The sequence below is a fragment of the Bradyrhizobium roseum genome (genome assembly GCF_030413175.1).
Lineage (GTDB): Bacteria > Pseudomonadota > Alphaproteobacteria > Rhizobiales > Xanthobacteraceae > Bradyrhizobium > Bradyrhizobium roseum.
The window spans coordinates 2,520,892-2,534,292 of the sequence record NZ_CP129212.1; the positions used below are offsets into that span (position 1 = coordinate 2,520,892).

11 protein-coding genes are annotated in these 13,401 nt (G+C 63.2%); 10 read left to right on the forward strand and 1 reads right to left on the reverse strand.

The annotated features are described in order from the left end of the window. Window positions 1–155 precede the first annotated feature (155 nt). Both QUH67_RS11895 and QUH67_RS11900 read left to right on the forward strand, forming a co-directional pair. A complete protein-coding gene (locus tag QUH67_RS11895; protein WP_300946874.1) occupies window positions 156–2,534 on the forward strand; it encodes an efflux RND transporter permease subunit in 2,379 nt (792 codons plus the stop codon). Between the two features lie 56 nt (window positions 2,535–2,590). Beyond that, entirely contained in the window at window positions 2,591–3,649 is a 1,059-nt protein-coding gene (locus QUH67_RS11900; RefSeq protein ID WP_300946875.1) for a hypothetical protein, read from the forward strand. Between the two features lie 53 nt (window positions 3,650–3,702). Here QUH67_RS11900 and QUH67_RS11905 read toward each other — a convergent pair whose 3' ends face one another. Next, window positions 3,703–4,206, reverse strand: coding sequence for a hypothetical protein (locus QUH67_RS11905; RefSeq protein WP_300946876.1), 504 nt, complete (start codon window positions 4,204–4,206; stop codon window positions 3,703–3,705). A 427-nt stretch (window positions 4,207–4,633) separates the two neighbouring features. Here QUH67_RS11905 and QUH67_RS11910 point away from each other — a divergent pair, with 427 nt between their 5' ends. The 8 genes from QUH67_RS11910 (at window position 4,634) to QUH67_RS11945 (ending at window position 13,384) form a co-directional block, all read left to right on the forward strand. Continuing rightward, entirely contained in the window at window positions 4,634–4,873 is a 240-nt protein-coding gene (locus QUH67_RS11910) for a hypothetical protein (RefSeq protein WP_300946877.1), read from the forward strand. A gap of 193 nt (window positions 4,874–5,066) precedes the next feature. Beyond that, the gene (gene hpnC / locus QUH67_RS11915) at window positions 5,067–5,945 is read left to right on the forward strand and encodes a squalene synthase HpnC (RefSeq protein WP_300946878.1); all 879 of its coding nucleotides are present in this window, start codon (window positions 5,067–5,069) and stop codon (window positions 5,943–5,945) included. Then, entirely contained in the window at window positions 5,942–6,781 is an 840-nt protein-coding gene (gene hpnD / locus QUH67_RS11920) for a presqualene diphosphate synthase HpnD (RefSeq protein WP_300946879.1), read from the forward strand. Before hpnC ends, hpnD begins: the two co-directional genes overlap by 4 nt. Further along, window positions 6,781–8,034 (forward strand): hydroxysqualene dehydroxylase HpnE, encoded by a 1,254-nt coding sequence (gene hpnE / locus QUH67_RS11925; RefSeq protein ID WP_300946880.1) that lies wholly within the window; start codon window positions 6,781–6,783, stop codon window positions 8,032–8,034. The genes hpnD and hpnE overlap by 1 nt, the downstream gene beginning before the upstream one ends. A gap of 67 nt (window positions 8,035–8,101) precedes the next feature. After that, window positions 8,102–10,081 carry a squalene--hopene cyclase gene (shc, locus tag QUH67_RS11930; RefSeq protein WP_300946881.1) on the forward strand — a complete coding sequence of 660 codons (1,980 nt, stop codon included), beginning with the start codon at window positions 8,102–8,104 and terminating at the stop codon, window positions 10,079–10,081. Further along, the gene (locus QUH67_RS11935) at window positions 10,078–10,827 is read left to right on the forward strand and encodes a phosphorylase (RefSeq protein WP_407080423.1); all 750 of its coding nucleotides are present in this window, start codon (window positions 10,078–10,080) and stop codon (window positions 10,825–10,827) included. Before shc ends, QUH67_RS11935 begins: the two co-directional genes overlap by 4 nt. Window positions 10,828–11,054: 227 nt before the next feature. After that, window positions 11,055–11,699: a TetR/AcrR family transcriptional regulator gene (locus QUH67_RS11940; RefSeq protein ID WP_300946883.1), complete on the forward strand. Its 645-nt coding sequence runs from the start codon at window positions 11,055–11,057 to the stop codon at window positions 11,697–11,699. Further along, on the forward strand, window positions 11,696–13,384 hold the full coding sequence (locus QUH67_RS11945) for an acyl-CoA dehydrogenase family protein (RefSeq protein WP_300946884.1): 1,689 nt from the start codon (window positions 11,696–11,698) through the stop codon (window positions 13,382–13,384). Before QUH67_RS11940 ends, QUH67_RS11945 begins: the two co-directional genes overlap by 4 nt. The last annotated feature ends 17 nt before the right edge of the window (window positions 13,385–13,401 follow it).

Here is a 13,401-nt window from a genome sequence, read left to right on the forward strand (position 1 = left end):
GATGGGGTTCGGCCCTGTAAAACGGCGCCGATTAATTTACCGCGTGATTTCAATGGCTAGCGCCGATCGGACAAGGCTGTCAAAGCCGCATTAGCGCCACCAAACTGCATAAAACCAAGCTGCGCGAACAGGCCGACGTGAGAACTGGACAGGGTATGCTCGACAAGAATTCCGAAAGCCGCGTCCACGTCGAAGCCATCGAGGAGCCGCCGCCGCCCGGCAAGAGCATCGCCTTTGGGCTCGAGCGCATGGGGCTGGTCGCGGTCAAGGCGCCGATCCTCTCGATGATCGTTCTGGCCGTGCTGATCGTGGCTGCGATCTTCGGGATCTACCGGATCAAGATCGACGACTCGCTGAGCCAGCTGTTCCGCTCCGATTCCAAGGACTACAAGCAGTACGAGGCCGTTACAAAACGCTTCCCTGCGACCGAGTTCGACGTGCTGGTCGTGGTCGAGGGCAAGACGCTGATGGCCCGCGAGAACCTCGAAAAGATCCGCGACATGGTCACCGACCTGCAACTGGTCGAGGGCGTGCGCGGTCTGGTGTCGCTGTTTTCGGCGCGCCAGGCACCGGAGCCCGGCAAGCTGCCGGCGGCGCTGTTCCCGCCCGAACTCCCGCAAGGCGAGGCCTACGCCAAGTTCATCGAGACCGTCAAAGCCAACGAGATCATCAGAGGCAAGCTGCTGTCGGAGGACGGCACGCTGGCGTTGATCGTGCTGTCGCTTGAGCCGAAAGTCGTTTCCTCGAACGATCTCGGCAAGGTCGTCGGCGAAATGCGCAAGATCATGGCCGATGATCTTGCCGGCAGCGGTCTTAACGCCCAGCTCTCCGGCGTCCCCGTGATGCAGCTCGAGATCCGCAATGCGGTCAAGCGCGACGGGCTGACCTACAACGTCCTCGGCATCCTGGCCGGCTGCATCATCGCCATCATTTTCTTCCGCAAGATATCGTTCATGGTCGTTGCGGCCTTTCCGCCGATCATTGCGATCCTGCTCGCGCTCGGCGGTCTCGGCTGGGCCGGTTTCAATCTCAACATGTTCCTGAACGTGATGACGCCGCTCATCATGGTCATCAGCTTCTCGGACTCGATGCAGCTCACCTTCGCTGCGCGCGACCGCCTGATCGCGGGCCAGGACAAGTTCACCGCCTTCACCAATGCGGTGCTGGTGGTCGGACCGGCCTGCGTGCTGACCCATGGCACGGCCGGTATTTCGTTCATCGCCCTGCAATTCTCCGATTCCGAACTGATCCGCAAATTCGGCGAGGCGGGCCTTGCGGCCACCATCATCGCGCTGGTCGCGGTGCTGTCGCTGGTGCCGGTGTTCGGCGTGCTGTTCGTCCGAAACGAAAAGGTATTTGCAGTAAAGTTCCAGAGCGCGGATGCCGGCGTGCAGGCGCTGCGCAATTTCTGCTACTGGATCGCGGTGCGCATGGTCAGCCGCCCCGGGTTGTTCAGTCTGCTCGCGCTGCTGCTCGTCGCCGGCCTCGGCTTCATCTACGCCACGCTGGAGCCTCGCTACCGGCTCGCCGATCAGGTGCCGGACAAGCGGCAGGCGGTAGCGGCATCGAGCCGCCTCGACGCCAAGCTCACCGGCGCCAATCCGATCGACGTCCTGATCGAATTCCCTAAGGGCACCTCGCTCTATGCGCCGGATACCTTGAAAATCATCGCTGAGGTCCATGCGATGGTTGAAAAATCCGCTGGTGTCGGCAACGTCTGGTCGCTCGAAACCCTGCGCCGCTGGCTCGCCGAGAAAGCCGGCAGCAGCGACGTCGAAACGCTGAAGCAATATGTCAGCGTCATCCCGGAGCATCTGGTTCGCCGCTTCATCTCGGCCGATCAGGATGCGGTAGTGGTTTCGGGGCGCGTTCCCGATCTCGATTCCAGTGAAATCCTTCCCGTGATCGACAAGCTCGACAAGTCGCTCGACAAGGTGAGGGCCGAGCATCCCGGTTTCGAGATCGCGGTCACCGGACTGTCGGCGATCGCCGCGCGCAACAGCGCCAACATGATCCAGAAACTCAATCACGGCCTGACGATCGAATTCCTGCTGGTGGCGGTCTTTATCGGCCTGGCGTTCCGCTCGGTCGTCGTGATGCTCTCCTGCATCCTGCCCGGCATCTTTCCCGTCGTGGCATCGGGCACGGTGCTGTGGATCATGGGCGAGGGGCTGCAATTCGCCAGCGTGGTCGCGCTAACGGTGTCGTTCGGCTTAGGGCTAAGCGCCACCATCCACTTCCTCAACCGGTTGCGGCTGGAGAACAAGCCCGGGATCGGCTCGGCGCTCGCGGTCGAGCGCGCCACCGTGCTGGTCGGCCCGGCGCTGATCCTGACCACGGTGGTGCTGGCCTGCGGCCTCGTCGTCACCGTATTCTCCGACCTGCCGTCGCTGCGGCTGTTCGGGTGGCTCAGCGCGTTCTCGATGATCATGGCGCTGGTCGCGGATCTCTTCATCCTGCGGCCGACCTCGATGTTCCTGATCAACCTGTCGGAAAAGATTCGCGGCGTCAGTCACGTCAAGCCTGTGGAATAGCTGCGGCACTGAAAACAAGGGCTGCCGGGCAACGGCAGCCGAAGAGGGGCTGAGGAATGACGTCTGCAGGATCAGCTGTTCGCCCTGCGGCGGATGTCGCCGCCTACCGCGCCATCGAACACATCTATCACGCCTATCTCACCGGGCTCATCCTGATGCTGGCGTCGCGGGCCGGTGCACCGCGCGCCGCTGACGTGGTATTTCGCACTTTTCGCCGACAGCAATTGGCGCGCTTTCTGCCCGGACTGAGGAAGCTCGGGCTCGACCAGCTTCCGCATGCGGTGGCGTGCGCCCAATATCACTATCTGTCGAACCAGGTCGGCGGCGTGAAGGTCGAGTATGTCTACGAGAGCGACACCAAGGCCTGGGTGCGCTACCCGCCGCCGCGCTGGATCTGGTCGGGTACGGCGATCTGCGGCATCCCGTCGGAAGTATCGCGCGCGATGCTGCGCGGATGGCACGCCAACAACGGCGTCTTGCTGGGCAATCCGAGGCTCGGATTCGTCTGCACCGGGCAGACCGTGGACGGTCAGCCGGGACTGGAGGGCTACTACAAGGAGTGGGATCGCGATCTCGCGCCCGAGGAGCGGCTGCAGTTTTCTCCCGGCGAGCGCTGCCCGCCATTCCGCGCCGATCTCACGCCGCGCCTGCCCGACACCACCTGGCCGGAAGAACGGCTGCAGAAAGTGCTGCGCAACTATGCGATGGAGTACGTCACCTCTATCGTGCCGGAAACCATCACCGTACTCGGGCCGGAAGAGGGCGGCCATCTCGCCGGCGCTGCGGCGCGGCTCGTCGGGATGCATACGTTCGACGATGTGGCGCGGCTGCTGGGCGGCGTGGAAGCGGGTGCGGCGGGTTTTGCCAAAGCCTTTGCCCGGTTGGCCCGCGGTCAGGACGACGATGCTGAGCTACAATTGGAAGATTCGAATGCGACCGTGCGCCAGACGTCATGGCGCCTGATGGCGGAACGGCAGGCGCTGTCGCCTGCGGTATTCGATGCCTGGAACGAGTTGTGGGTGGGGGCGGCACTGGCGCATGATCGCTTCATGCGCATCGACGTCACCGAACGTCGCGATCGCGGCGACGCCTGCTGGCGCTGGAAATTCGTTTGATTCAAAGGCAGCGCCGGGGTGCTGCCTTTTGCATGCTTTCGAAAGACCGGCAATCAGGTCTTGGTCATCGTGATCTTGACGCCACGAATCTCGCCCTTGGAGTCGATCTGCACGGACTGCTTGTTGCCGTTGGTCTTCAAATTCAGGTTGGCCGCAAACCCGGAGGCCTCGACGAACACTTCGATCTGGCCGCCGCCAGCGGTGCCCTGCAGATTGCCAAAGATATTGCGGCTCTTTTCGCTCCAGTTGCCCGAAATCCGCTCGCCCTGGCTGGTGACGTCGCTGGAGAGATCGAACTTGTAGCTGTCGCTGGCGCAGTGCAAGTTCTGCCTCAGGCCGAGCCCGCTGGCGTTGACCTTGTAGTCTGCCTTGCAGCGGATGTTCTCGGTGGTGCCGTTGGAAAGCGCGACCGTCCCGGTACCGCTCCAGTTTCCGTCAAAGCCGGCGAAAGGGCCTCCCGCCTGGGCATGGCTTGAAGAGGCCGACAACATGAGCGCGGCACCGATGCCAGCCACTGCGAGAGCCTGACCGAACAAGCTGGAACCAAACAGTTTCATCGTGAGTCTTCCCCTGAAATGGACGCCGCTTCTGCAAGATACGTCTCGTCGCATCGAAGATTTAGTGCGTCCGCAGTATCTTAGGTTCAAATGACGGAACGCTGTTTTCGGCGATAGCGGCAGGATAGGAGGCCGCGGGGGCCAAAGATGAATCAACCGTAAACACCAGTCCCGTGGCGCAGCATCTAGCTATGCGCCGCATCGTCCGCAACAGCCAATTGCTTTCGCGGGTGTGACAAAAATACACGTTAAATATCAGTCGGTTATTTAACGTGCTGAGATCGTCGTAAATTTGGCCGCAATTGCCATGCTTGTCCTCAAGGCGTCGCTGCGTTACGCGGTGCCGGCTCATCCAAACAAGTCCGTTCCGGCGATGCCGACGTGCAGTCGGGAACATGATTTCTTGCCGCTGAAATGAAGGAATACGATGCGTAAATTTCTCCTTGCACTCACCCTGTTGTCGCTCGCGGCCACGAGCGAGGCCTTCGCTCAGCAGCAATCACGCGGCGGAACGGCGGAAGAGCAGAAGGCTTGTTCCCGCGACGTCCAGAAGTTCTGCCGTCCGGTCATTGACCAGGGCGACTTCACGATCCTGGCCTGCCTCAAGGAGAACCGCGCCAAGATCAGCACGGCCTGCGATCAGGTTCTGAAGAACAACGGGCAATAAGACAGGGCTTACGCCCGTTAACGCCCGCGAAAGAGCCGTTTTCGGCTCTATGACGCGCGTCACAGGCGGGGCTAATCAGCCCATATAGCATTGGTTTTGGCGGCGTATTCCCCTATATGGGGCACGCGATTTCCTCGCGTCCGCCGAGCATTGGCGCATGCCGCCAAATACCGATGAGTGAAGCCAGTTCCTGATGACCAGCGCGAGCGACCTGCGATCCGGAAAGACCCATCGCGACGAGAATTTTCCTGTCGCGTCATGGATCATCCATCCGCGTCACCGGGCATTGATCCTGAGCTACTATAATTTTGTCCGGACGGCCGACGACATCGCGGATCACGCGACGCTGAGTGCGGACGAGAAACTGCGATATCTCGACCTGCTTGAGGCAGAATTGCTGGGCAAGGGCGACACGCAGAAGGAGGCCGTCAACCTGCGGCACGCGCTGGCCGAGCGCGCGATGGCGCCGCGCCACGCGCTCGACGTGCTGATCGCGTTCCGGATGGACGTCACCAAGTTGCGCTACGAGAACTGGGACGACGTCATTCACTATTGCCGCTATTCGGCCATGCCGGTCGGCCGCTTCATGCTCGACGTTCACGGCGAGAGCACCTCGACCTGGGCTGCATCGGATGCGCTGTGCGCGGGGTTGCAGATCAACAACCACCTGCAGGATTGCGCCAAGGACTACAAAAATCTCAACCGTGTCTACCTGCCGCGCGATGCGCTGGCCGCCAGCGGTGCCACCGTCGAGATGCTGGGCGAGGCGAAGTCGCAGCCGGCGCTGTTGCAGTGCCTGCAGACGCTCGCGGTGCGGACCGAAACGCTGCTCGGTGAGGGCAAGCCGCTGAGCGCCGAGATCAGGGATTTCCGGCTCGGGCTGGAGGTGGCCGTGATCCAGGCGTTTGCGGAAAGGATCGTCGGCATGCTGAAGGTGCGTGATCCGCTCAGCGAGCGCGTGCACCTGAGCAAGCCCGAACTGCTCGCACAGAGCATCGGCGGCATGATCAGCGAAATGATCCGGCGTGCCGCGGGACGGCATCCCCTGGTAAAACCGGCGGCCGGCGCATGACGATGCAGACGGCGGCAGCCGACGCAGATTACGGCACTACCGCCTCCGGCAGTTCGTTCTATGCCGCGATGCGCATCCTGCCGCGCAGCCAGCGCGAGGCGATGTTTCAGATCTACAGCTTCTGCCGGCAGGTCGATGACATCGCCGACTCCGACGGGCCGCGGCCCGAGCGGCTGGCGGCGCTGCAGCAATGGCGCGACGACATCGATGCGCTATATCACGGAAGTCCCCCGCCGCGCGTGCAGGATTACGCCGCCTCGGTGAAACGCTTCGGCCTCAAGCGCGAGGATTTTCTCGCCATCGTCGATGGCATGGAGATGGACGTGCCGCAGGATATCCGTGCGCCGGACTTTGCAACCCTTGATCTTTATTGCGATCGCGTCGCCAGCGCCGTCGGGCGCCTCTCGGTGCGGGTGTTCGGCCTGCCCGAAGACGACGGCATCCAGCTCGCCCACCATCTCGGCCGCGCGCTGCAATTGACCAATATCCTGCGCGACATCGACGAGGACGCCACCCTCGGCCGGCTGTATCTGCCGCGCGAGAGCCTGCTGCTCGCCGGCATCACCTCCGACGATCCCAACCGGGTGACCGCCGATCGCGCGCTGCCGAAAGTTTGCCTGCCGCTCGCCGAGCGTGCAAAAAAGCATTTTGAAAAAGCCGACGAGATCATGAAGCGTAATTCGCGGCGCAAGGTGCGCGCCCCGCGGATCATGTCGAGATATTACCGCGCGATCCTGGACCTGCTACTGGCGAGGGGCTTTGCCGCGCCGCGTGAGCCGGTCCGCGTCCACAAATGGGCGAAGATCGGCATCCTTCTCCGTTACGCGATCATCTGATGCAGAAAAACGCTCATATCATTGGCGCCGGCGTCTCCGGCCTCTCCGCGGCCGTCCGGCTGGCCAGCGCCAATTATAAGGTGCACGTCCACGAGGCCACGCAGCAGGCCGGCGGCCGCTGCCGGTCCTATTTCGACGCCGCCACCAACCTCACCATCGACAACGGCAACCATCTGCTGCTGTCGGGCAACCGTCATGCGCTGGCCTATGCCAGGTCGATCGGCACCGAGGCGGGGCTGGTCGGGCCGAAGTCGGCGCAATTTCCGTTCGTCGACATCACGACCGGCCAGCGCTGGCAGCTCGATCTCGGCGACGGCAAATTGCCGATCTGGGTGTTCGACGAGGCGCGGCGCGTCCCCGATACCGGGCTGCGCGATTATCTGGCATTGGCGCCTCTTGTCTGGGCAGGCACCGGCAAGCTGGTCGGCGACACGATTCCCTGCAAGGGAACGCTGTACGACCGGCTGGTGCAGCCGCTGCTGCTGGCCGCCCTCAACGTCGATCCGCCCGAGGGGTCGGCGGGTCTCGCCGGCGCGATCGTGCGCGAAACGCTGCTGGCCGGCGGTCAGGCCTGCCGGCCGCTGATTGCGCGCGACGGCCTGAGCGCGGTTCTGGTCGAACCAGCGATCAAGCTGTTGCAGGACAAGGGCGCGTCGATCCAGTTCGGCCACGAGTTGCGCGAATTCGCAATGACCGGCGACCATGTAGGTGAACTGAAATTCGGCACCGACACGATCGCGCTCGGCTCCAGCGACGTCGTGGTGCTGGCGGTGCCGCCGCGCCCCGCAGCGGCACTGTTGCCGGGCCTGAAGACGCCGTCGAAATTCCGCGCCATCGTCAACGCGCATTTTCGCTTCGATCCGCCGCGCGATGCCGCGCCGATCCTTGGCGTGGTCGGGGGCCTCGTCGAGTGGCTGTTCGCGTTTCCGCAGCGGCTGTCGGTCACCATCAGCAATGGCGACCGGCTCGTCGATCAGCCGCGCGAAGAACTCGCGCTGGCGATCTGGCGGGATGTCTGCAAGGCGGGCGGCCTGCCGGGAGAACCCGCATTGCCGCCGTGGCAGATCGTACGCGAGCGCCGCGCGACGTTTGAGGCGACGCCGGAGCAGAACGCGCTGCGCCCGGGGCCGGTGACGTCGTTCAAAAACCTGTTTCTCGCCGGCGACTGGACTGATACCGGGTTGCCGGCAACCATCGAAGGATCGATCCGGTCGGGCGACCGCGCCGCCGATCTGGTTCTGGCGAGGCCTTGAGGCCTGATCGGACGTTTCCGTGACCGGGTTCACAGAACCGGGCCGCGATTAGAGGGATGTCTAGCGCATGCTTTCCGTAGACAAAAAAATTGCAGTCGCACCCGCCGCGGCAGTCGACCCTGTCGCGCTGGAAAAGAGCATCTCGTCGGCAACCGAGGCGCTGCTCGGCTACCGGCAATCCGACGGACACTTTGTGTTCGAGCTGGAGGCCGACAGCACGATTCCGTCCGAATACGTTTTGCTGCGTCACTATCTCGCCGAGCCCGTCGACGGCGAACTCGAAGCCAAGATCGCCAACTATCTGCGCCGCACGCAGGGCAGTCACGGTGGCTGGCCGCTGGTGCAGGACGGCCCCTTCGACATCAGCGCCAGCGTCAAATCCTATTTTGCGCTGAAGATGATCGGCGACTCTGTTGATGCCCCGCACATGGTGCGCGCGCGCGAGGCGATCCACAGCCACGGCGGCGCTGCCCGCGTCAACGTCTTTACGCGGTTTCTGCTCGCATTTTATGGCGTGCTGACCTGGCGCGCGGTGCCGGTGCTGCCGGTCGAGATCATGCTGCTGCCGATGTGGTCGCCGTTCCACCTGAACAAGATTTCCTACTGGGCGCGTACCACGATCGTGCCGTTGATGGTGATGGCGGCGTTGAAGCCACAGGCGAAAAATCCGAAGGGCGTCGGCATCGACGAACTGTTCCTGCAAGATCCCAAGTCGGTCGGATTGACGCCGAAGGCGCCGCATCAAAGCTGGGGCTGGTTCACGCTGTTCAGCGCGCTCGACAAGATCCTGCGCGTCGTCGAGCCGCTGTTTCCGAACAAGCTGCGGCAGCGTGCGATCGATGCGGCCCTTGCCTTCACGGAGGAGCGGCTGAACGGCGAGGACGGCATGGGCGCAATCTATCCGCCGATGGCCAACATCGTCATGATGTACGAGGCGCTCGGCAAGGGACCCGATTTTCCGCCGCGCGCGGTGACCCGCAGGGGCATCGACAAGCTGCTGGTGATCGGCGAGCAGGAGGCCTATTGCCAGCCTTGCGTCTCGCCGGTGTGGGACACGGCATTGACCTGCCACGCGCTGACGGAAGCCGGCGGCGAGGAGAGCCTCAAGAAGATGAAGCAGGGGCTCGACTGGTTGAAGCCGCGGCAGGTGCTCGATCTCAAGGGCGACTGGGCGGTTAAGGCTCCCGACGTCCGCCCTGGCGGCTGGGCGTTTCAGTACAATAACGCGCACTATCCCGATCTCGACGACACCGCCGTCGTCGTGATGGCGATGGATCGGGCGCGCCGCGCATCGGGCAACAACGAGTACGACGAGGCGATCGCTCGTGGCCGCGAGTGGATCGAGGGCCTGCAGAGTCGCGACGGTGGCTGGGCTGCCTTCGACGTCAACAACCTCGAATACTATCTGAACAACATCCCGTTCTCGGACCACGGCGCGCTGCTCGATCCGCCGACCGAGGACGTCACCGCGCGCTGCATCTCAATGCTGGCGCAGCTTGGCGAGACCGCCGAGACCAGCAAGGCGGTTGCGGACGGGATCGGCTATTTGCGCCGCACCCAGCTCGCGGAGGGGTCGTGGTACGGCCGCTGGGGCTTGAACTACATCTACGGCACCTGGTCGGTGCTGTGCGCACTGAATGCCGCGGGGATTGATCACCAGGATCCAATGATCCGCAAGGCGGCGGATTGGCTGGTATCGATTCAGAACAGCGACGGCGGCTGGGGTGAGGACGCCGTCAGCTATCGTCTCGATTACAAGGGATTCGAGGACGCGCCATCGACCGCCTCGCAAACGGCATGGGCCTTGCTTGGATTGATGGCGGCCGGTGAAGTCGATAGTCCGGCCGTAGTGCGCGGCGTGGAGTACCTAAAAGCCACACAAACCGAGAAAGGGCTGTGGGACGAGGCCCGTTACACGGCTACAGGCTTTCCGCGGGTGTTTTATTTGCGTTATCATGGCTACGCAAAGTTCTTTCCGCTCTGGGCGCTGGCGCGGTACCGGAATTTGAGTAGCACCAATAGCAGGGTGGTAGGGGTCGGGATGTGACTTTGGGGGCGGGGGCCGCCGCGATCGTGGACAGTTCGATTGATCGCAATTCGAATGATCCGCGTCCGGTTTTGATCGTTACCGGATTGGTGCAGGAGGCCCGGATTGCCGCTGGCCCCGGCATGATCGTCATATGCAGTTCGAGCGATCCGCAGCAGCTGCGCTCATTGCTGGCAACGTTGGATTCTACCACTTTCAGGGGGGTCATCTCGTTCGGCGTCGCTGGCGGGCTCGACCCCTCGCTCAAGTCGGGCGACGTGGTCGTGGCGACCGAGGTATTGGCCGGTGATACCCGTTTTCTGGCTGGCCTGGCGTTGAACGAAGAACTGATTGCCCGCGCGGCGCTGCGTCGCCGGCGAGTGGTCCGCGGCGGCTTGGCCGGCGTGGAACGCGTGATCGCGGCGACCGCCTGCAAGGCCGCATTGCATTCGGAGACAGGTGCGGCCGCGGTCGATATGGAAAGTCATATTGCCGCTGCCTATGCCGCCGAGGCCGGCCTGCCGTTCGCAGCGCTGCGCGTGATCTCCGATCCCGCCACCCGGGCGCTTCCAGCGCTAGCCAAGAGCGCCATCAAGCCGAACGGCGACATCGATCTCGGCAAGGTGCTGCGCGGGTTGGCGCGCAATCCCACCACGCTGCGGGCACTGGTTTCTACCGGGCTCGACTTTAATCGCGCGCTGCGCTCCCTGCGCGGCTGCCGCGGCTTCCTGCACGGCGAAGAAGGGCTCGCCACCGCGGCGACCTGATTCCCGCGTCGGCTTCCGAATTCGGATTGGCTTCAGCCCGCCCGAATCGGAGTGCTGGTTGGCGGCCTCGCGCTGAAGGCGTGCATAGGCCGATGACATTTTTCATCCCATCGCCCCGCTAATCGTCGAACTTCGTCGGCCGCCGTAGAAATTCGCCGGAACTTGACAGGGCGCGGTATTCGACAGAAAATGAACTATGATCCTGCATTCATGAATTAAGGTTCATTATGGCAATCGCCGCGGTTCGCCTCAATCAGCTCGTGGAAACGAAGGCGCGCATCCTGGATGCCGCCAAGGACGCCGTGGCGCTAAGCGGGTGGAAGGATGCCCAGATCGCCCTGATTGCTGCACGGGCAGGGGTGGCTACGGGCAGCGTGTACCGCTACTTCGACTCGAAGGCGGACCTGTACGCACAAGTGCTTGGCCTGGTCTCCGAGCGCGAGGTGGCCGTGGTCGCCGCGATCGCCGAGGCGGAGGGGTCTGCGTCGCAATGTCTGGTGGATGCGATCTACACCTTCTCGATGCGGGCGATGCGCGGCCGCCGCCTGGCCTACGCGCTGATCGCCGAGCCGTGCGAGCCGGAGATCGACGCGGCGCGCCTGAAATACCGGGCAGCGCTTGCCGATCAGATCGCCAGGCTGGTCCGGCGCGGCATCGCCAACGGCGAATTCGTCGAGATCGACACGAATGTCGCGGCTTCCTGCGTGACCGGCGCCTTCATGGAAGCCCTGGTCGGTCCCCTGGCGCCGGAAGCGGCCCCTGATTCCGATGCGGCAAAGCGAATCGCGCAAGCGATCGCAGGACTTTCCGCGCGCATGTTGTTTCGCAGCGCTACGCCCGAACTGATGCTCGTATCGAAAGTCTCCGCATGAACGCTCGCCTTCAGCCGGTTGCATTCACGAGCACGGAAACAGGCCGGTTTGCGACCCACGAAGTTTGCAATCAGGCGCGGCCGTCGTTCGGCTTCAACGCGTTCGACGGCGATCAGGCGTTGAGCGGCCTGGTCGCCAAGATCGCGCCATGGGCAACGGACAGGCTCTCGGTGCTCGGCGCCCACGTCGGCTGCGAATCCGTGCAGGAGGCCGCGCGACTGGCCAACGAGCACGAACCAAAACTGCTGACCCATGATCGGTATGGCAACCGGAATGATTGGGTCGAGTTTCATCCGGCCTGGCATCAATTGATGGCACTCGCGTTCCGGAGCGAGGTCCATAGTCTGGCCTGGTCGACGCGCGAGCCAAACGGACATTTCGCGCGCGCAGGCCTGAGCTATCTCTGGAATCAGATCGAGAACGGCGTCGGTTGTCCGACCGGGATGGCTTACGCTGCGATTGCCGGATTTTCCGGTAAGCCGCAATTTGCGACGTGGCGCGAGCGAACGCTGGCGGCGGATTACGACTCGCGGCGTCTTCCGATTGAGGCCAAGCGTGCGGCAGTCATCGGCTATGCGATGACCGAGAAGCAGGGCGGCTCCGATCTGCGCGAAACCCAGACCACCGCACGCTTCATCGAAAGCGGTGCGCACGGCGAGATCTATGCGATCACCGGCCACAAATGGTTTTTCTCGGTGCCGGTCGTCGACGGGTTCTACACGCTGGCGCGGACTAAATCCGGCGTCAGTTGCCTGTTCGTGCCGCGCCTGCTGCCGGATGGCAGCGCCAACCGCATCTTCATTCAACGTTTGAAGGACGAGTGCGGCAACCGTTCGAACGCTTCGAGCGAGATCGAGTACCACGACACCTGGTCGATCCTCGTTGGTGAAGAGGGACGCGGCATCAGGGAAATCCTGTCGCACGCTCACCTGACGCGACTGGATTTTGCGGTCGGCTCCGCTGGGCTGATGCGGCAGGCCTTGAGTCTGGCATTGAACCATGCGCAAACCCGAACGGCGTTCGGCAAGCCGATGTCCGAACTTCCGATGCAGCGCAATGTGCTTGCCGACCTCGCGCTTGAGAGTGAGGCGACGATGCTCGGCGCGCTGCGGATCGCACGGGCCACCGACGGCATGGCGACCAGCGAGCACGAACGGCTGCTGGCGCGGGTCGCGACACCCGTGATGAAGTTCTGGAATTGCCAGCGCGCGCCGGCTTTCACCTACGAGTGCCTGCAGGTGCACGGCGGCAATGGTTTCATCATGGAAAATGCGATCGCGCGCCTTTACCGCGAGGCGCCGCTGAATTCGATCTGGGAAGGCACCTCGAACATGATGTGCATGGACGTTCTGCGCGCCATGCAACGGGATGCACGCTGTCGAGACGCCTTCATCTACGAGTTGCAGATAAGCAGAGGCCTCAACCGGAATTACGACAGAAGCGCGGACGAACTTGCCGATCGGTTGCGGGCACAATATCCCGACGATGGGCATGCGAGAGCACTTGTCACCCGGATGGCACATGCGTTGCAGGCTGCCGAGATGTTGCAGCATGGCGATGCCGATGCTGCTGATTTGTTCGTGCGATCCAGGCTGGGCATGGACGGGACGCACGTCTTCGGCGCGCTTCCATCGTCGGAAAGCCTTGCGCGGATCGTGGAGCGTGCCACCGTCATTCAGCATTAAGGGGCCGCGGTCGCGGC

What these genes read in the sequence shown, in the direction of transcription:
- QUH67_RS11895 (WP_300946874.1), top strand. Translation starts at nt 156, where the DNA reads ATGCTCGACAAGAATTCCGAAAGCCGCGTCCACGTCGAAGCCATCGAG.
- QUH67_RS11900 (WP_300946875.1), top strand. Translation starts at nt 2,591, where the DNA reads ATGACGTCTGCAGGATCAGCTGTTCGCCCTGCGGCGGATGTCGCCGCC.
- QUH67_RS11905 (WP_300946876.1), bottom strand. Translation starts at nt 4,206, where the DNA reads ATGAAACTGTTTGGTTCCAGCTTGTTCGGTCAGGCTCTCGCAGTGGCT.
- QUH67_RS11910 (WP_300946877.1), top strand. Translation starts at nt 4,634, where the DNA reads ATGCGTAAATTTCTCCTTGCACTCACCCTGTTGTCGCTCGCGGCCACG.
- hpnC (WP_300946878.1), top strand. Translation starts at nt 5,067, where the DNA reads ATGACCAGCGCGAGCGACCTGCGATCCGGAAAGACCCATCGCGACGAG.
- hpnD (WP_300946879.1), top strand. Translation starts at nt 5,942, where the DNA reads ATGACGATGCAGACGGCGGCAGCCGACGCAGATTACGGCACTACCGCC.
- hpnE (WP_300946880.1), top strand. Translation starts at nt 6,781, where the DNA reads ATGCAGAAAAACGCTCATATCATTGGCGCCGGCGTCTCCGGCCTCTCC.
- shc (WP_300946881.1), top strand. Translation starts at nt 8,102, where the DNA reads ATGCTTTCCGTAGACAAAAAAATTGCAGTCGCACCCGCCGCGGCAGTC.
- QUH67_RS11940 (WP_300946883.1), top strand. Translation starts at nt 11,055, where the DNA reads ATGGCAATCGCCGCGGTTCGCCTCAATCAGCTCGTGGAAACGAAGGCG.
- QUH67_RS11945 (WP_300946884.1), top strand. Translation starts at nt 11,696, where the DNA reads ATGAACGCTCGCCTTCAGCCGGTTGCATTCACGAGCACGGAAACAGGC.